Below are 18,556 nucleotides of genomic sequence, written 5' to 3'. Positions count from 1 at the left end.
TCCTAACGAAGCTCTTCGAGCGTGGCCTTTGCCGAATTGGATTTCGGCGTCCAGAGGCCGCGCTCAATTGCTTCAAGGAGCCGTTCGGTGATTTCTCTTAATGCAGGGGCGTTGTGGTCGTTGATAAAATCACGGGTGTCCTCATCCTCGATAAAGGCGGCGTGGACCAGATCGAAATGGTGGGATTTCACTGCGCCTGTGGTGGCTGAGAAGGCGAACATGTAATCTACCGTGGCGGCGATCTCAAACGCGCCTTTGTAGCCGTGGCGTTTCACGCCGTCGATCCATTTCGGGTTCACCACACGGGAGCGCACCACACGGGAGATTTCTTCGTCAAGCGTTCGGATGACGGGGCGTTCGGGGCGGGAGTGATCGTTGTGGTAGATCGGGCGGTCCTGTCCCTGAAGCGTGGAAATTGCCGCCGCTGCGCCGCCTTCGAACTGGTAGTAATCGTCTGAATCCAAGAGGTCGTGTTCGCGGTTGTCCTGATTCTGCACGATGGCTTCGGTTTGGGAGAGGCGCGTTTTCAACGCCTCCTTGGCGCGGGTGCCTTCGGTTTTTGCACCATACGCATAGCCGCCCCATTCAAGATAGGCTTCACCCAGATCGACTTTGTCAGCCCAAAGCCTTTCGTCGATCATGGCTTGCAGTCCCGCGCCATAGGCGCCCGGTTTGGAGCCGAAAACCCGGAAGGCGGCTTCCTCGGTGCCCTCGTCCCGCAGGCGGGCGGCGGCGGGGTTCTGATCGGCAGGTTCGTCCAATGCCATTACCGCGCGGGCAGCGGAATCCACCAGTGCCATCTGCTGCGGGAAGGCATCGCGGAAGAAGCCCGAGACCCGTAATGTGACGTCGACGCGGGGACGGCCAAGCACGGAAAGCGGCAGGATTTCAAAGCCGGTCACGCGGCGGTTTGCGCTGTCCCACTGGGGTTTGACCCCCATCAGCGCCAGCGCCTGTGCGATGTCGTCCCCGCCTGTCCGCATATTGGCGGTGCCCCATGCGGTGATCAACAATGTACGCGGCCAGTCACCATGGTCCTGAAGGTGACGTTCAATCAGCAGGTTGGCGGATTTCCAGCCGAGCTTCCACGCGGTGGGCGTGGGCACGGCACGGGAATCCACCGAGAAAAAGTTGCGCCCCGTGGGGAGTACATCCATGCGGCCCCGTGTCGGTGCGCCGGATGGGGCAGGAGCCACGAACCGACCGCTAAGCGCTGTGAGGAGGCCCTCAGTTTCGGCAGGGCCACATGCACGGACGGTGGGGCGGATGTGGGTTTCAATATGGTCGATGACCTTGGCCGTGGTTGGCAGGGCCGTGGCGTCTGCGCCCGTGATCAGGCGGGTTGCGAGCAGTTCGATACGCTCCACCGTGTCGCCATTCGTGCGCCACGGGCTGTCGTCCAGATCATTTAACAGTTGCGGGCGCGGGCCGGTCCAAGGCTCGGCCATAGCGCAGTCCAGCGGATCAAACCCGAGGGTAAGGTCAGTCGCAATCGCCCGTTGCAGGGAGGCATCACCACCGGTGCCATCGCCGCGGGGCACGCGGGCCAGCGCCGCGATCAGGTCGGTTTCCAGCCGGTCAGTGGGGGAGGCGCCGAAAACGTGCAACCCGTCGCGGATCTGGGATTCTTTCAGCTCGCACAGGTATTCGTCCAGTTTGGCGAGGTCGTTTTCCTCATCCCCCGAGGTCATGCCGGCGTCCGTGTCGATGCCTGTGGCCGACGTCAGCGCCAGAATTTCCCGACGCAGATGGGTCAGGCGGCGGGGATCGACCCCTGCGGCTTCGTAAAATTCATCAACGAGGGCTTCGAGATCGCGCAGCGGGCCGTAGGTTTCGGCGCGGGTCAGGGGTGGAGTCAGATGGTCGATGATAACCGCCTGCGCACGGCGCTTGGCCTGTGTGCCTTCGCCCGGATCATTGACGATGAATGGGTAGATGTGGGGCATCGGGCCGAGGATCGCCTCTGGCAGACAGGTTTCAGACAGGGCCAGCGCCTTTCCCGGAAGCCATTCGAGGTTACCGTGTTTGCCCATATGCACGATCGCATCGGCGCGGAACTGGTTGCGCAGGTAAAAGTAGAAGGCGAGATAGTTATGCGGCGGCACCAGATCGGGGGAATGGTAGGTGTCGGTCGGGTCGATGTTGTAACCGCGCGCAGGCTGCACGCCTACGACCGCATTGCCGAAGTGGAAAATCGACAGGGCGAAATGCCCGCAGTCGAGCTCTCCGGCGGTGTAGAACGGATCAGCTTCGGGTTTGCCCCAGCGGTCCTCGATTTGGGCGCGCACGTCATAGGGCAGTTGTGCATAGGCGATCTGGTAGTCGGCCATCGACATTTCCACGCCGCCAGTCCGTTTGGCGCGGTCGGTCAGCCAGTTTGTCGGGCCCGCCATGATCTGCGTCATCAGCGCATCGCTGTCTTCGGGGATGTTGCGGATGGTATAGCCTGCGGCGTGGAGCGACTTTAGCGCCTCTACTGTGGCGGCGGGGGTGTCGAGGCCGACGCCATTGGCCAGCCGGCCGTCCTTGTTCGGGTAGTTCGCGAGGATCAGTGCGGCGCGGCGGTCCTTTGTCGGGGTTTGGCGCAGTCTGGCCCAGTTTTTCGCCAGTTCGGCCACAAATTTGATCCGGTCCCCGACTGCGCGGTAGGTGGCGATGGGGCATTCGGTGGCTTCGTCAAAATAGGCTTCGCCCTTGAAAGACACGGCGCGGGAGAGAATGCGGCCGTCCACTTCGGGCAGGGCAACGTTCATGGCGATGTCGCGGGCCGACAGCCCGTTCAAACCGGAGGCCCAGCTTTCTTCGGAAGCGCCCGAAAGGACCACCTGAAACACAGGGGCGTCGTTTGCGAAGGGCGCGGCGAGCGGATTGGTCGTCGGCGCATCACCGGCATGGGGGGAGCCGACCGCGAAGGATGTGCAGTTCAGGATCACCGCAGGCGGTGCGGCGGTGAAGAGGGATTCAAGTGTGGCGGTTGAGATCGGGTCTTTCAGTGAGGCAACAAAGACCGGCAAGGGGTTGAGACCGGCCCGCAGCAGGGATTTAGTCAGCCGGTTGATCGGATGCAATCCGGCCCCCTGCACCAATGCGCGGTAAAAGACGAGCGGGACAACAGGAGCCTCCGGTGTCCAGCTTTGCTGTAGCGTTTCAAGATCGGCAATGCCTGCACCCGGCCAGTAGATACCAGCCCGCAGCAGGGGTTTGGCTGGGGCGGGTTTCTCGCTCCCGTTAACCATTGCTCCGGCGTAGGAGAGGAAGTTGGCGTTATTCTCGGGGCCGCCTTCGACCATATAGGCCCAGAGGCTCTCCCAATCCTCGCGCGGGACGGTTGAAAGCCGCCACAGGTCTTCGTCCGGTTTGTCGTCCCCGGGGAGGGCGGCAAAGGGAATGCCCTGCTGCCCGAGGTGGATAGCGTATTGTTCCAGCCCGTATTTCCAATAGCCCGTCCCGCCAAGGCAGCGGGCAATGACCAGTTTCGATTTTGTTGCACAATTTTCGATGTGCAGGTCCACAGACATCGGGTGCTGCAGGTGGGTCAGGTTGGCCAGCCGCAGGGTTGGGGCGTCTGCCAGTTCTGCCCGCGCTTCTGAAAGGCCTGCCAGTTCGGTATCAGCGGCAGAGATGAACACCACATCAGCCGGAGTCTGGCCCAGATCTACGGGTTCGTTGTCGTCAATCGTGCCGGGCTGGGCGTTCAGTAGGTGCATGTCGGGCAGGGCCTGTGTTGGGCGCGGGGGCCGGATTTGAGTATTTGTGGAACATTGAAGCGGGCGGGGCGCTTAGAGTGTGCGTTCCATGAAGAGGCTGGCCGGGTGCTCGGGGTAATCGCCAAAAGGGCCGCGGAATGTGAAGCCGTGTTTCTGGTAAAGCTTGTGGGCAGCGGTCAGTTTATCGCCGGTTTCAAGCCGGACCATCGGCAGGTTCTGTTCTTGCGCGATTTTGACAAGTTCGGTGATCAGCGCATCGGCGGCGCCTTTGCCCCGGGCCTCCGGAGTGGTGAACATGGACTTGAGTTCGCCGTATTCTCCCTTGTTTGCCAGAGCGCCGCAGCCGATCGTTTCAGTGCCGTCCTTGACCACCAGAAAGGTGATTTCCGGTGTGCAGAGATCTTCAATTTCCAGATAGTGGCAGCTCTCGGCGGGGAAGAGTTCGTTCATCAATGCGTGGCTGGCCTGAAGCAAACGGGTTGCTTCAGGGCTGCGGGGATCGCCTTTTTGAACGGAGAGGCTCATGCGTTGAGGGCTTTCGTTATAGCCGCCTGATCGAGCCCGGATTCACCGATGACCACAAGGCGGGTTGCGCGGGTTTCGCCGGCTGTGAAAGGGCGGTCGAAGTATGTGTCCACACGGGGGCCAACCGCCTGAAGGGTCAGGCGCATCGGCTTGCCCGACACAGCTGCAAACCCTTTCAGACGCAGGATGTCGTGCTGTCGGATCACATCTGCAACCTGCTCGGCAAAGGCGGTGGGGTCGGTGATTTCGGCGCGCTCGACCACAAAGGATTCAAATTCGTCATGCCCGTGACTGTGCTCATGATCGTGGTGGTGATCGTCGTCGTCATGGTGGTCGTCGTCTTCATCATGATGGTGATGGTGGTGGATTTCGTGGCGGGCGTCGAGGTCGTCCTCTGCGCCAATCCCCTGACCGAGCAGCACGTCAACGGGCAGCGCACCCATGGAGGCTTTGACCACCTGCACACCATCGCGACTATCGGCTTTCAGTTTGGCCACAAGGTTTGCAGATTCATCATCTGACAGCAGGTCGGATTTATTCACAACGATCATATCGGCGCAGGCGATCTGGTCTTCGAACAGTTCGGACAGTGGGGTTTCGTGATCGAGGTTTTCATCCATTGCGCGCTGCGCATCCACCGCCGCCACGTTATGGGCGAAACGGCCTTCGGTTACGGCTTTGCCGTCGACCACAGTCACGACACCGTCAACCGTCACACGTGTGCGGATTTCCGGCCAGTTAAAGGCGCGGACCAGTGGTTGGGGCAGGGCAAGGCCGGAGGTTTCGATCACGATATGGTCGGGGGCGTTTTCACGGTCCAGCAGCTTTTCCATCGTGGGGATGAAATCATCGGCCACGGTGCAGCAAATACAGCCGTTGGAGAGTTCCATCACATCGTCCTCGGTGCAGGTTTCGTCGCCGCACCCTTTGAGGATATCTCCGTCCACGCCGAGATCGCCAAATTCGTTGATGATCAGCGCGATGCGTTTGCCATTGGCGTTTTGCAGCATGTGGCGGATAAGGGTTGTTTTGCCTGCGCCCAGAAAACCTGTGACGACTGTGGCGGGGATTTTAGCGGGCATGGAATGATCCGTTGTTGTTGGTGAATGGGGTTTGCGCTATGCGACGTCATAACGGGTCTAACGCGGGAGAGTGCTGTGCGCCATAGGGTGATCGTTTGCTCTACATGCCGGAACAAGGGCGACGAGGATTTTCGTGGTCCGGATCTGGCCGAGGCGCTGCAAGACAGTTTTGCAGCCGACCCTGTGTTGCAGGATTTTTCGGTAGAAACCCATGAATGCCTGTCCTCCTGTGCCAGACCGCAGAGCCTGTCGTTCAGGGCAGAAGGCAAGGCCGCGTATCTGTTTGCAGGTGTTGATCCGGTTGCGGATCGCAGCGATATCGCGGCTTTTGCGCGCTTGTATGCGCAATCCGGTGATGGCTGGATCGAAGATGCGCGGCCCGCAGGCCGGTTGCGGTTCTGTCTTGTCGGGCGGATACCCGCATAGGACCCGCCCCGATCGTCCTGTTGTGCTAGCAGGCTCATGGAGCTGTCACTTGCAGTTCGACCCGCACGGGCTTGCCGTTGACGTGAATCGGGCTGTGGGAATTTGCGTTCAGTTCTACAGCAATCACATGATCTCCCGGTGTCAGCCCGGACAAGTGGAACCAGTGGCCGTAAAGCCGTGAGAGTTTCACGCCATCCACGTAAATATGGGCATGGCCGGTGTTGGGGGTGTCTGCTGCATTCACAGCATCCGGTGTGAAGGTGAAATTCTGCGTTGTCAGTTCCAGATTGAAGCCCGAAACTGAATCGGGATGCAGCACCGCGCCGAGTGTCGGGGCTGTGCCGTCATCCGCCACGCTTAGGGCCTGCATTGTACTGTGGTCATGGCCCGATGTGGCTCCGTGGCCGGTGGCATGGTCATGGCCGTCCAGTGTGATCCCCTGAGACGCCGCCCAAAGGAACCCGATGCCTGTTCCAAAGAACAGGCCGATGACGAGAAAGGCAATCGGGTTGCGCATGGATCAGGCTTCCTTGTTCCAGAAATAGCCTGCGAGCATGCCAAGGATTGACCAGCTTGCCAAGCCCACGCCGAGCGCACGCGCTGCAAAATGCGCCGCGATTTCTGGGGGCACCGGACCTGTAAAGACATCAGGCTCGGGGGCACCGATGATATGGGGTACTGCAAGACAGAGCAGTGCCACCGCCCAGATTACCGGAGATCTGCCAAAGGCCACCAGCCACAGGCCAAGAGCGGTTGCCGCAACGGTGCCAAACCACCAGACCTGCCGTGCAGCCACATCCGCAGCAGCGGCACCGGGCAGTTCGGGGGGGAGGCCCATGGCAGGGGCCAGTTGCACCGCAACGAAACCGGCGATGCCCCAGAGAATACCTGTGCGCGGTGTGATTTCGTGGCCCTGCTCACTGGCGAGCGCGATACCAGCCACCAGCAAGAACGCATAGCCAGTGTAAATCACGGCGGTGAACAGGACGCTCATTCCGTCGCGCAGGGGATCAAAGCCCGGCAATTCGGCATGGGCAGGGGTACCGGCCCCCGAAGTGCCGAAATGCTGCATCACACCGCTTTCGAACAGTTCGGAATGGAGCAGGAGGGGTTGGACAAGCAGGAATTGCAACAGGGCAGCCAGAAAGGCAGTGATAAATCCGGCGAAAATCGCCGTGGTCAGGATACGGGTCAGCATAATAAATCCATAGATGCCACAGGGACCGTCCCGCTCGGGATGATCCGCTTGCAGCCGTTACCGGAATCCGCAGACCGGCAGCACGCGCAGGACCAGAGGTTCGCCGCGACGCATACACCGAAAGCCAGTACGCAATTGCGCGCTGGCTAGCCTGTCGGATTGATGTTGTGAGTTGCGCCGGTGGTCCGGCGCCGCTGCACGCTTAGTGGCAGGGAAAGCCGGTGGCGTGACGCACATCATGGGCGGCATCATGCAATGTTGTTGCCTGCACGTGGCCTGCAATTGCGATCAGCCCTACGCCGACAAAGGCCGCAAAGGCGATTGCCAGAATGTTGCTGCCAACGAGGGCTTGGGATTTTACAGCTACTTTTGCTTCGGTATTCATTTAATGGTCTCCTTGTGCCGCCACTCCCGACAGCATGGGTTAAGGTCCGGTGCCTGGCTGGTCTCCTGACTCGCGGGTCGTAACGATTGTGCTGCCTTCCCGGATAAACCAGTGGCCTGTCTGCACATCGCTCTCCGCACACAGTCGCGGGGGCGGTTGTGGCGTCGGGCCCCGGAGTTCGGTCCGCCCTGTCCACATTCCCAATTAATCCCCGACGCTTCGCGCCTTAGTGGGGAACCTTGCACGTTCTTTGTGCCCGCATAAGGGGGCTCGGGTCAAGCCGCTTTGCGACAGGACGCGAGAAAGCAGCGGCACGAACGACTTTCAGGGGCAGCCATTGCCGATATATGGTGGATTAATACAGTCGAGGGGCCAAATGCAGGGGAATGCGGTTGACTCGAAAGCCGCCGTTCCAGATTTTGGCTTTTCATAAAGAATCAACAAGGCTGGCCCGTTGCAGTTTTCCAAAATCCGTCTGACTGGCTTTAAAAGCTTCGTTGACCCGACCGAACTTATCATTTCGGACGGGCTGACGGGGGTTGTTGGGCCGAACGGCTGTGGCAAATCCAATCTGCTGGAGGCTCTGCGCTGGGTCATGGGCGAGAACCGACCGACAGCCATGCGCGGTGGCGGTATGGAGGATGTGATCTTTGCGGGGGCGGCTTCCCGTCCGGCACGCAATTTTGCCGAAGTGATGCTGACGCTCGACAACAAAGAGCGGCTCGCGCCGGCGGCCTTTAACGATTCGGACACGCTGGAAGTGGTGCGGCGGATCACGCGGGACGCTGGATCGGCCTATAAAACCAACGGCAAGGAAGCCCGCGCGCGGGATGTGCAGATGCTGTTTGCGGATGCCTCCACCGGCGCGCACAGCCCTGCACTGGTGCGGCAGGGGCAGATTTCCGAACTGATCAACGCCAAACCCAAAAGCCGCCGCCGCGTTCTGGAAGAGGCCGCAGGGATTTCCGGTCTGTACCAACGCCGCCACGAGGCCGAGCTGAAGCTCAACGGCGCGGAAAGCAATCTTGCGCGGCTGGATGATGTGATCGAACAGCTCGACAGCCAGTTGAACGCGCTGGCACGGCAGGCGCGGCAGGCGGCACGGTATCGCGCCATTCTGGACGAGTTGCGACAGTCCGAAGGGCTGCTGCTCTATCGCCGCTGGCGCGAGGCAGATTTGTCACTGGCCAAAGCGGTGGAACAGTTGCAACAGGCTACACAGCTTGCAGCGGCGGGGCAGGGCGGTGCGGCCAAGGCTGCGGCGCTGCGCAAGGAACTGGAAGGCAAGGTGCCGCCCCTGCGTGAAGAAGAAACCGTCGCAGGGGCCATCCTGCAACGGCTGACCGCAGAGCGTGATGCGCTCGGGGATCAGGAAAGCCGTGCGCGGGCCACGATTGAAACGCTGCAAAACCGGATCGAACAGCTTGGCAAGGATATCGACCGTGAAACCGGCCTGAACCGCGACGCGGAAGAAACCATCAAGCGGCTCGAATGGGAACAGGAGGCGCTGCTTAAAGCCTCTGAAGGGCAGGAAGAGCGGATCGAAACAGCAGCGGCCGAGGCCAAGACTGCCGCGGCTGTGATGCAGGAAAAAGAGGCGGATCTGGACCGGCACACCGAAGATGTGGCCCGTCTTGCGGCCCGTCACCAGTCTGCACACCGATTGTTACAGGACGTGCGCGGCGCCCTGAAGAAACGGGAGGAGCAGGCTGAAACCGCTGCCGAGGCAGTGACAAAAGCCAAAGACGGTCTGGCTCAGGCCGAGGCGCGTTTGTCCGAAGCCAGCAAAACCCACAGCGTGGCACAGGAAGCGGCCTTGCGGGCTGAAACACGGTTGGGCGAGATTGAAACCCGCCGCGCCGAGGAGCAGGCCCGTGACAGCGATGCGCGTGCTGCCCTGTCGGAAGCTGAAGGGGAGGCAAATGCCCTGAACGCCGAAGTGGGCGCTTTGGAGCGGGTGATCGCACGGGACCAGTCCGGCGGAGCACAATTGCTGGACGAGGTTCGTGCGCGCAAGGGCTATGAGGCGGCGCTTGGGGCATCGCTGGCGGATGATCTGAAAGCGCCGGTTGTAGGGCCTGCGGGTGTGTCCGGTTGGGCGCAGATGCCCGATTACGAATCTGCTGCTGCGCTGCCGCAAGGGGCGATCCCTTTGGCCGATTATGTGACTGCGCCTGATGTTCTGTCGCGCCGTCTGTCACAAACCGGCGTTGTCCCGCGGGAGCAGGGTGCAGCCTTGCAGGGCGCATTGAAACCGGGGCAGCGATTGGTGAGCGTCGAGGGTGATTTGTGGCGCTGGGACGGTTATCGTGCGGGTGCCGATGACGCGCCAACGGCGGCAGCTTTGCGGTTGCAACAAGTCAACAGGCTCGAAGATCTGCGAGAATCCCATCAGTCTGCCGCGCAAACTGCCGCCCACGCGCGGGAGGTGTTTGAAACCGCCCATGCCGCGTTGCAGGACACGATTGCTGCCGATCAGGAAGCCCGCCGTGCCCGCAAGGTGGCGGATGAAACCGCCAACAGCGCCACCCGCGCCATGAGCCGCGCCGAGGCGGATCGGGACATGCTGTCAGGGCGTGTCGAAACCCTGACCCAGACGCTGGCCCGTTTGCAAGAAGAGGCACTGGCCGCTACCACTGCTGTGAAAGAGGCCGAAGCCGCCGTGCGCGAGCTTGGCGATCTGGATGCTGCGCGGGAAACCGTTGAAGCCCTGAAGGTGGCGGTTGAGGCTGCACGGGTGACGATGCTGACCAAGCGCAGCATTCACGACGAACAGCGTCGCGACGGTGAGGCGCGGATCAAGCGCCGTCAGGAGATCACACAAGAAGTCAGCGGCTGGCGGCATCGTCTGGAAACCGCAGAGGCCCGTATTGCAGAGCTTGCCAGCCGCAAGGAAACCTCCGAGCAGGAACTGAAAGAGGCCACGGCTGCGCCGGACGAGATCCGTGCCAAGCGCGAAGAACTGGGCCGCGAAATCGAAAAGGCTGAAAATCGGGTAAAAGCCGCCTCTGACGCGCTGTCGGTGGCGGAAACCAACCTGCGGCAGGCCGAACAGGGTGAACGGGACGCCGAACGGGCGGCCTCAGAAGCCCGTGAAGCCCGCGCCCGCGCCGATGCCGTTGCAGATTCAGCCCGCGTTCAGGTGGACACGGCTGCGGATCGTATCCGCGAGGAGTTGGAAATCTCGCCGGAAAAACTTCTGGAACGCCTGCAGGCTGATCCCGAGGACATGCCCCCTGTGCAGATGATCGAAAACGATGTGGCCCGTCTGCGCCGCCAGCGGGATTCCCTTGGTGCGGTCAACCTGCGGGCCGAAGAAGACGCCAAAGAGGTGACAGAGGAGCGGGACACGCTGGTCACGGAAAAGGCCGATCTGGAAGAGGCGATCAAGACCCTACGTACAGGCATTGCCAGCCTGAACAGGGAAGGGCGCGAACGGCTTCTGGCCGCCTTTGACGAGGTGAACAGCAACTTTGCCCTGTTGTTCAAACATCTGTTCGGCGGCGGCGATGCCAATCTGGTACTGGTCGAAAGCGACGATCCACTGGAGGCAGGGCTGGAGATTATGTGCCAGCCGCCCGGTAAAAAGCTGAGCACCCTGAGCCTGCTGTCAGGCGGGGAGCAGACGCTGACCGCGCTGTCTCTGATCTTTGCGGTGTTTCTGGCCAATCCGTCGCCGATCTGTGTGCTGGACGAGGTGGACGCGCCGCTGGATGATGCGAACGTCACACGCTTTTGCGACCTGCTGGATGAAATGACCCGCCGCACCGATACGCGGTTCCTGATCATCACCCACCACGCCGTCACCATGAGCCGGATGGACCGTCTGTTCGGTGTCACAATGGCGGAGCTTGGTGTAAGCCAGTTGGTGAGTGTCGATCTGCAACAGGCGGAGCTTCTGGTCGGGTGACAGGACGCGTTTGTGTGATCGCGCTTGAACGGGGATCGCAGATGGATTCTAAAAGGGCCAGCCACCATTACAGGAGCCGGCCATTTTTAGCAGCGTAACCCTTTCGCAAGCCAAAGCGCAAACTTGGGACGTGATTATCGCAGGCTCAAGCTTTGCGGCGATGTTCTTTCTGCGCGGCCTGCCCGAAAACCTGCGGGTTCTGGTGGTGGAAAAAGGGACTATACAGCCCCATGCCGACCAGTTGGAAAACAACATCCTCGTTGATGAGGATATCCCCGTCGACAATCGCTCCGGCTATCTCAAACGGTGGAAGGCGCATACGCTGTTCGGGGGGAATTCGAACTGTTGGTGGGCCTGCACACCGCGGTTCCATCCGAATGATTTCAGGCTGAACAGTCTTTATGGTGTCGGGGTGGACTGGCCTTTGGGCTATGATGAACTTGAGCCGCTTTACGGTGAAGTGGAACAGGTGATGGAGGTCTCCGGCGGGGGATCGGATCATATTCTGCCCCGCAGCACGCCGTTTCCCTATCCGCCCCACGCCCCGAGCCGTACCGATGTGGTGTTGCAGGCCTATTCACGCAACTGGTTCGCCCAGCCGACTGCACGTTCGAACGGCGGGCGGCGCGCGCAATGCTGCGTAAACGGGATTTGTGATCTCTGTCCCGTGGATGCAAAATTTTCGATCCCGAATAGTGTGGACCTCTTCGCGCGCGAAGGCGTTTCCCTGTTGCTGGATAGTGAAGTCCGGGCCGTCGATCTGGCCGGATCGGTGGCAAAAGGTGTTCTGGTACGCGATCCGAAAGGTGCAGAACATCTGTTGAAGGGCGACCTTGTGGCGCTTGGTACCAATGCGATCTGGAATGCGGGCATCCTGCTGCGATCGGGGCTGCAATCTGCTGCGCTGGGCCGGTATCTGCACGAACAGGTTGCGGTGACGGTGCTGCTGGACCTCGGTGCGGGGCAAAGGAATTATTACGGTGGCACGTCGATCACCGGACACGGTTACGATCTTTATGACGGGGCGCACAGGTCGGACTATGGCGCGGTTCTGATGGAGAACCACAACGCCCCTTCGGCGCTGCGGGGGGAGCAGGGGCGCTGGACAGAACGGATGCGTCTTAAACTGATTGCCGAGGATTTGCCTGTGGCTGACAACCGCGTGGTGTTGCGGGACGGTGAAGTCGTGACAGAATGGGGCGGGCATACAGACTACGGGTTTAAGGCGCTGGATGCAGCGGTGGCGAAGCTGCCGGAAATCCTGCCGTTTGACATTGAGGGGCAGACCGTCAGCCCGCGACTGGTTTCCGAAGACCATATTCAGGGGACACACCGAATGGGTGTTGATCCGGCGGATTCGGTGGTTGATCCTGAACTGAAGTGTCACGGCGTGCGGAACCTGCTGGCGCTCGGCGCGGGCAGCTTCCCCACAGGACCGGCGGCGAACCCGACGCTGACCCTGTCGGCCCTGTCCTTGCGTGCGGGAAGGGCGGTGTGATGGGCATCTCTCGCAGAACCCTTTTGCTATCTGGCGGGGCAGTTGTCGTTGCTGCAGGGCTAGCGGCTTTTAACTTTCGCCCGCAAGGGTTTGTTGAAATCGGACGTGCAGCGCTGCGGCGGGTCTACGGGCGGAACCTTCCTTCAGATGTTGTTGAACCGTTTCTTGCCGATGCAGATGTGTTTTTGCGCAGGGAGACCAAGCTTGATTCTGCGCAAACGCTCTATTTCATGGATGCGGCCTTTGGCTTGCCCGAAGGCTATGACGGCGCGGACTGGATCGAGGCCTTTATGATCCACCGTTTCGCCATGTCGAGCACCGTTATTGCAGCTGCCGAAACGGGCGAGCCGGTCGAATATACCGGCTTTTTCGATCCTCATGGCGCGCCATGTTCCAATCAGCTTTCGGCCTTTAACGCGCCCCTTTAAATTTTCGAGAGCAATCCGGCGGTGGGCCATGCGTCTGCCGGAAGGCCAAGGCGGATTTGTTCCTGACGCACGGCATCGCGGGTTTTTGCCCCCAGAATGCCATCCACTTTACCCACGTCATACCCGCGGGATTTCAGCTTTTGCTGAAGGGATTTCATCTGGCTGTCAGACAGACCCGGCTCGGGGTTGCCTTCGTCAAAACGGGGCGCACCGGCAAGGCGGGTCGCGAAATAAGCGGCGGTGGTCACATAGACCAGCGACTGGTTCCATTCGAGGTAAACCTTGAAGTTCGGCAGGGCCAGAAACGCCGGACCCTTGCGCCCCTGCGGCAGCAGCAGCGAGGCTTGCAAGCCGCCGTTGGGCATGTTGACACCCCGCGCCTTGACCCCTGCGGCGGCCCAATCCGCGACGCTGCGGCTGGCGTGCAGGCCGGTATTTTCCCAATCAAGGGATTGTGGGACCGTAACTTCGACCAGCCACGGCTCGTTCGGGCGCCATCCGTGGTGGGAAATCACATTTGCACCGGACATCAGCGCATCTGCTGCCGAGGTTTTCAGCGACACATGCCCGTCACCATCCCCGTCTACGCCCCGTTCGATAATGTCCTTGGGCAGCATCTGCACCATGCCGATTTCCCCCGCCCAAGCGCCTGTGGTTTTGGCGGGTGAGAAATCGCCCCGTTCAAACAGGGTCAGGGCTGCGAAAATCTGCGGGCGGAACAGTTCGGGGCGGCGGCAGTCGTGGCTTAGCGTCAGCAGTGCGTTGAGCGTGTTAAAATCTCCTTGCACTGCGCCAAAATCGGTCTCCAGTGCCCAGAATGCAAGCATGACGGCGGGATCAACACCATAGGTTTTCTGGATGCGATCAAACACAGAGGCATATTTCTGGCGGTTCGCCTTTCCTTTGGCCATGCGGTTTGCACTGATGACACGTTTGGCGAAATCGGTGAAATCCAGTTTGAACACGCCTTGTGCGCGGTCCGCAGAAATCACCTTCTGATCCTGCCGCGCATGGGCCAGAAACTGATCCACTTTGGCGGGATTGTGCCCCTTGGCGACGGCTTCTTCCTTGATGCCGGATAGGAAACTGCTGAACGAGCCTCCACAGGTCTGTGCGAGTGTCGGGGTTGCAAGTGTAGCGATCAGAGCAGTTGCCAAAAGGTTTTTCATAAAACGGACCATCCTGTGACGGGTGAGAATTTGGTGCGAAGGAACACAGGCCGCCTCTGCGGCGCAAGCAAAATCGAAACCTAGTGCATCTGTCGGCAAAAGACAGCGGAGCTGCGGGCTGTCATATCACATTGTGTGTTTCAGCCTTGAACTTTCCCTTGCGGCATCCCTAACTGTAGCCAAACGAACCAAATCACAGGAGAAGACCATGGGTTTGCGTATTAACGATGTTGTGCCGAATTTTACCGCTGAAACGGATCAGGGAACGTTCCAGTTTCATGACTGGATTGGCGACAGCTGGGCGATTCTTTTCTCTCACCCGAAGGATTTCACCCCTGTGTGCACCACGGAATTCGGTGCGGTTGCGCAACTTGCCGATGAATGGGAAAAACGCGGCACCAAAGTGATGGGCGTGTCTGTGGACGGTGTGCCGGAGCACAAGAAGTGGAAAGTGGACATTGAAAAAGTCTCCGGCGCGAAGGCGGGATTCCCGATCATCGCGGATGAGGGGCTCGAAGTGTCCAAAGCCTTTGATATGCTTCCCGCCGAAGCCTATCTGCCGGATGGACGTACCCCTGCGGATAGCGCAACCGTGCGTTCCGTTTTCATTATCGGGCCGGACAAACAGTTGAAACTGTCGATGACCTACCCGATGACCGTAGGGCGCAATTTTGCGGAAATCTTGCGCGCACTGGATGCCTTGCAGACCACGGCGAAACACGGGGTTGCAACGGGCGCGAACTGGCAAACGAGCGAAGATGTGATCATTCCGCCGGCCGTATCTGATGAAGATGCGAAGAAGAAATTCGGCGAATTTGAAACCGTTCTGCCCTATCTGCGCAAGACCAAACTGCCGGCGTAAAGCTAGCCATCATGCACGGCGGGTACATCTGCCGTGCATCCCCTTACGGACTTGGCCTCTTATGGGCGGAAGATTACCAGCCCCTCCGCTCATCCCTTGTTTGCGCCCTTATGAACTGTGCCGTATAGAGACAGTTAACATCTGTGATATCCGGCAGACTGCCCGAGATTCTCATAGGACAAAGGGGGCTGTGTGACAGAGCTTTTCGTCACCAATTTCAATCCGAACTTCACCGGAGTCTCTGCCACGGCGGCAGGGGTCGTCGGGGTGCAGCAAAGAAATTTCGATCTGGCGCTGGTGGGAGAAGCCTTGCCCGGATGTCCTGCACCGATCGCGAGAAAGGCGGCAATTGCTGCCAGTAAAACACCACCGCAGGGCCGCCCCTTTGCAATCTGGCACGTGCGCCGCAATCCCGAAATGCGGGTGGCGATTTGGGCGCGGGATGTATTGCGCCGCCCGATCCGGATTGTTTTCACCTCGGCGGCGCAACGGTTCCATTCCGCTTACCCCCGCTGGCTGATCAATCGCATGGATGCGGTGATTGCAACCACGCCGGAGGCTGCCAAATACGTGCCCCATGTGCGAGCAATTGTGCCCCACGGCGTTGATACGAAACGCTTCTCTCCGGGACAGGACCGCCGCGCGGATTGGGCGGCATTAGGGTATGGCGGGCGTTTCGGTCTGGCCACTGTCGGACGGGTGCGCCCTGAAAAAGGCACCGACCTGTTTGTAGATGCAATGATCCGTATACTGCCGCAGCATCCGGAAGGGGTGGCCCTTGTTGTGGGGCGTGCAGCGCGGGAACACCGCGCATTCGAGCAGGATTTGAAGGCGCGGGTTGCGAGCGCGGGATTGTCCGACCGCATCCTGTTTGTCGGCGAACTGCCCCCCGAAAAGCTCCCCGCTTTGATGCGCGGAATTTCCCTGCTGGTGGCGCTGCCCCGCTATGAAGGCTACGGAATGACCCCGCTGGAGGCGATGGCCTCGGGCGCGCCTTTTGTAGCGAGCGAGGCGGGGTATTACCGCGCATTCAGCGGCACAGGCACGGCTGGCCGTGTGGTGGCGCAGGAAGACGTGGCCGGAGCTGTTGGCGAAATAGGCACACTTCTGGCGGATGCTGCTCAATTGTCCGAAATGTCTGACGCGGCAGTGGCGCGGGCGCGGGAACATCATAGTATAGAAACAGAAGTCGCAGGAATCGCACAGGTCTACGAGGCATTATGGCAGAACGGATAGAAACCCTGATTATCCATCTGGCCCGCGCCACTGCGCGCAGGGCGCAGGTGGACGGGCTGTTGGCAGGTTCGCCCTATCCTGCACACGTTATGTCAGCGGTAGAGGGCTGTATGTTGTCCGCTGAACATACGGAGCGGGTTCTTGCGGATCGTCCGCTGTTCAAGCCACGCTATCCGTTTCCCCTAAACCCCGGTGAACTGGGTTGCTTTCTGAGCCACCGCACCGCTTGGCAGCTTATCGTGGACAAGGGGCTGGAGGCCGCGTTGGTGTTGGAGGACGACGTGGCCTTGTTGGATGGCTTTGCAGAAGCCACAGCCTTTGCGGCTGAACATGTCTCGGAATTAGGTTACATCCAGTTCCAGACCCGCCAGATTCTGGAGTGCAGATCCGTGATCAAGAAAGGCAATCTTCGCATACTGCAGCCTGCTGTAACCCCCTTGCGCACCTCGGCGCAGATGGTCAGCAACGCTGCAGCGAGAAAGCTGCTGGCCCTGACAGAGCAGATTGACCGTCCTGTTGATACCTTCCTGCAAAGCCACTGGCACACCGGATTAAAACCCTGTTGTGTGGTGCCTTCGGGTGTTGAAGACCGGACTGCGCAATCCGGCGGCAGCACCATTTCCACCCGCAAGCCCTTGAGCGAGAAACTCGGGCGCGAATGGAAACGGCTGCGGTATCGGCGGTCTGTGAAAAGACGGAGTAAAGATGTCTAACGTCTTGGGGCGGATGCTGTTCAACAAACGCATGGGCACACGGATTAAAAGCGGGCGGGTTTCCCTGCGTGCGGAAATCGGCAGGGGTGTTAAAATCCAGCGGGGCAGTTATCTGGACAAACACAGTGCAATCGGCGCGTACAGCTATCTGGGGAATAATTGTTCGGTGACTGTGGCCCGGATCGGCCGGTATTGTTCGATTGCGGACAATGTGATCATCGGTCCCGGAGAACATGATCTTGAGGCTGTGTCGACTTCTGCCGAATTTGCGAGAGACACGTTTGCGGAACTGACAGCGAAGCCTTGCGAGATCGGGCATGATGTGTGGATCGGGGCGCAATGCGTGATCCTGCGGGGGGTGCGGATTGGCAACGGGGCCGTTATCGGTGCAAATTCTGTGGTTACAAAAGATGTGGCCCCCTTCGAGGTTGTTGCGGGCAGTCCGTCGCGCGTGATCCGGAAGCGTTTTCCAGCGGATCGGGAACAGGCCATTGCAGCCAGTGAATGGTGGTTGCTGGATCGTGACGCTGCCGCAGCAGAGATCAAACGACTAGAGGCAGAGACATGATTTCGACCCGAATTCGTGGCGGGCTGGGCAACCAGCTGTTCCAGTATTGCGCCGGACGGGCACTGGCGCTGCGCCACGGAGTGGATCTGTCGCTTGACCTGCGGGACTACGACCGCCCCAAAGCCTTCAAGGTGGGGCTGGACCATTTCAACATCAAAACCGTTCCGCCTGAGAACCTGCCTCCAGCCAAAGAGGATGGGGCGATAAAGGTGTTGTCTAAACTGCTGCGCGGCGGCGGGATGAAAACCTACCGTGAGGCATCCATGGGCTATGATGCGGGGTATGAGCATCTGGGGGACAACACCCATCTTAAGGGCTACTGGCAATCTGAACACTACTTTGCGGATTTTGCGGCGCAGATTCGTGAGGACTTGCAGATTGTGACGCCGCCGAATGCCAAGAATGCCGAGATGCTGGCGGAAATCTCGGGCTGTACTGCGGTGTCCCTGCACATCCGGCGGGGAGATTACGTCAGCAACGAAAAGTATAACGCGGCCCACGGCACTTGCGATCTCAACTACTACGAACGGGCAGCCGGCTTTGTTGCAGAGCAGGTGGAATCGCCGGTTATTTATGCGTTTTCGGATGATCCGGCTTGGGTGGCCGAGAACCTGAAGCTGCCGTTTGAGGTGCGCTATGTGGGGCATAACGACGGGGATACAAACTATGAGGACTTGCGGTTGATGGCGGCCTGCAAGCACCACATCATCGCCAATTCCTCGTTTTCATGGTGGGGGGCGTGGCTGAACCCCGATCCGGCGAAATCCGTAGTCGCGCCAACCCGTTGGTATGCGGATCCTGACAAGACCAATCCAGACATCCTGCCGGAAAGCTGGTTGACGATCTAGA

The 18,556-nt window shown here is 60.0% G+C and carries 16 protein-coding genes and 1 riboswitch; of the genes, 9 read left to right on the top strand and 7 right to left on the bottom strand.

All coding sequences use genetic code 11. From position 1 onward, the window contains the following. Nucleotides 1-2 precede the first annotated feature (2 nt). The 3 genes from cobN to cobW form a co-directional block, all read right to left on the bottom strand. The gene (gene cobN, locus C0U40_RS09860) at nucleotides 3-3,707 is read right to left on the bottom strand and encodes a cobaltochelatase subunit CobN (protein WP_101655609.1); all 3,705 of its coding nucleotides are present in this window, start codon (nucleotides 3,705-3,707) and stop codon (nucleotides 3-5) included. A 72-nt stretch (nucleotides 3,708-3,779) separates the two neighbouring features. Further along, a complete protein-coding gene (locus C0U40_RS09855) occupies nucleotides 3,780-4,232 on the bottom strand; it encodes a GNAT family N-acetyltransferase (protein ID WP_101655608.1) in 453 nt (150 codons plus the stop codon). Beyond that, a complete protein-coding gene (gene cobW, locus C0U40_RS09850) occupies nucleotides 4,229-5,314 on the bottom strand; it encodes a cobalamin biosynthesis protein CobW (protein ID WP_101655607.1) in 1,086 nt (361 codons plus the stop codon). The genes C0U40_RS09855 and cobW overlap by 4 nt, the downstream gene beginning before the upstream one ends. A 75-nt stretch (nucleotides 5,315-5,389) precedes the next feature. Between cobW and C0U40_RS09845 the strand changes: the two genes are divergently transcribed. Beyond that, the gene (locus C0U40_RS09845; RefSeq protein WP_286134890.1) at nucleotides 5,390-5,740 is read left to right on the top strand and encodes a DUF1636 domain-containing protein; all 351 of its coding nucleotides are present in this window, start codon (nucleotides 5,390-5,392) and stop codon (nucleotides 5,738-5,740) included. 34 nt (nucleotides 5,741-5,774) lie between these two features. On the opposite strand, the gene C0U40_RS09840 is transcribed toward C0U40_RS09845, so the two are convergent. The 3 genes from C0U40_RS09840 to C0U40_RS09830 form a co-directional block, all read right to left on the bottom strand. Then, on the bottom strand, nucleotides 5,775-6,257 hold the full coding sequence (locus tag C0U40_RS09840) for a hypothetical protein (protein WP_101655605.1): 483 nt from the start codon (nucleotides 6,255-6,257) through the stop codon (nucleotides 5,775-5,777). A 3-nt stretch (nucleotides 6,258-6,260) separates the two neighbouring features. Beyond that, nucleotides 6,261-6,938, bottom strand: a complete 678-nt coding sequence (locus tag C0U40_RS09835; protein WP_101655604.1) for a CbtA family protein — start codon at nucleotides 6,936-6,938, stop codon at nucleotides 6,261-6,263. A gap of 202 nt (nucleotides 6,939-7,140) precedes the next feature. Beyond that, nucleotides 7,141-7,323 (bottom strand): CbtB domain-containing protein, encoded by a 183-nt coding sequence (locus C0U40_RS09830; RefSeq protein ID WP_101655603.1) that lies wholly within the window; start codon nucleotides 7,321-7,323, stop codon nucleotides 7,141-7,143. Nucleotides 7,324-7,361: 38 nt separating this feature from the next. After that, nucleotides 7,362-7,580, bottom strand: a riboswitch (cobalamin riboswitch). Between the two features lie 197 nt (nucleotides 7,581-7,777). Here C0U40_RS09830 and smc point away from each other — a divergent pair. The 3 genes from smc to C0U40_RS09815 all read left to right on the top strand — a co-directional run bounded on the left by smc (nucleotide 7,778) and on the right by C0U40_RS09815 (nucleotide 13,159). After that, nucleotides 7,778-11,233, top strand: a complete 3,456-nt coding sequence (gene smc / locus C0U40_RS09825; RefSeq protein WP_101655602.1) for a chromosome segregation protein SMC — start codon at nucleotides 7,778-7,780, stop codon at nucleotides 11,231-11,233. A 130-nt stretch (nucleotides 11,234-11,363) separates the two neighbouring features. After that, nucleotides 11,364-12,731, top strand: coding sequence for a GMC oxidoreductase (locus tag C0U40_RS09820; protein ID WP_145991923.1), 1,368 nt, complete (start codon nucleotides 11,364-11,366; stop codon nucleotides 12,729-12,731). Beyond that, on the top strand, nucleotides 12,731-13,159 hold the full coding sequence (locus tag C0U40_RS09815) for a hypothetical protein (protein ID WP_101655600.1): 429 nt from the start codon (nucleotides 12,731-12,733) through the stop codon (nucleotides 13,157-13,159). The genes C0U40_RS09820 and C0U40_RS09815 overlap by 1 nt, the downstream gene beginning before the upstream one ends. Here C0U40_RS09815 and C0U40_RS09810 read toward each other — a convergent pair. Further along, the gene (locus C0U40_RS09810) at nucleotides 13,156-14,328 is read right to left on the bottom strand and encodes a lytic murein transglycosylase (RefSeq protein WP_286134889.1); all 1,173 of its coding nucleotides are present in this window, start codon (nucleotides 14,326-14,328) and stop codon (nucleotides 13,156-13,158) included. The genes C0U40_RS09815 and C0U40_RS09810 overlap by 4 nt on opposite strands. 208 nt (nucleotides 14,329-14,536) lie before the next feature. Between C0U40_RS09810 and C0U40_RS09805 the strand changes: the two genes are divergently transcribed. From C0U40_RS09805 to C0U40_RS09785, 5 genes are all read left to right on the top strand, one after another. Next, a complete protein-coding gene (locus C0U40_RS09805; RefSeq protein ID WP_101655598.1) occupies nucleotides 14,537-15,190 on the top strand; it encodes a peroxiredoxin in 654 nt (217 codons plus the stop codon). Between the two features lie 192 nt (nucleotides 15,191-15,382). Beyond that, entirely contained in the window at nucleotides 15,383-16,426 is a 1,044-nt protein-coding gene (locus C0U40_RS09800; protein WP_101655597.1) for a glycosyltransferase family 4 protein, read from the top strand. Further along, entirely contained in the window at nucleotides 16,411-17,139 is a 729-nt protein-coding gene (locus tag C0U40_RS09795) for a glycosyltransferase family 25 protein (RefSeq protein WP_101655596.1), read from the top strand. The genes C0U40_RS09800 and C0U40_RS09795 overlap by 16 nt, the downstream gene beginning before the upstream one ends. After that, nucleotides 17,132-17,707, top strand: a complete 576-nt coding sequence (locus C0U40_RS09790) for a CatB-related O-acetyltransferase (RefSeq protein ID WP_101655595.1) — start codon at nucleotides 17,132-17,134, stop codon at nucleotides 17,705-17,707. Before C0U40_RS09795 ends, C0U40_RS09790 begins: the two co-directional genes overlap by 8 nt. After that, nucleotides 17,704-18,555 carry an alpha-1,2-fucosyltransferase gene (locus C0U40_RS09785; protein WP_101655594.1) on the top strand — a complete coding sequence of 284 codons (852 nt, stop codon included), beginning with the start codon at nucleotides 17,704-17,706 and terminating at the stop codon, nucleotides 18,553-18,555. The genes C0U40_RS09790 and C0U40_RS09785 overlap by 4 nt, the downstream gene beginning before the upstream one ends. Nucleotide 18,556 lies beyond the last annotated feature (1 nt).

Source organism: Neptunicoccus cionae (genome assembly GCF_002860325.1).
Taxonomy (GTDB): domain Bacteria; phylum Pseudomonadota; class Alphaproteobacteria; order Rhodobacterales; family Rhodobacteraceae; genus Amylibacter; species Amylibacter lutimaris.
The sequence above is the reverse complement of the archived record's forward strand: the minus strand, read 5'-3'. Positions and strand labels throughout refer to the sequence as shown.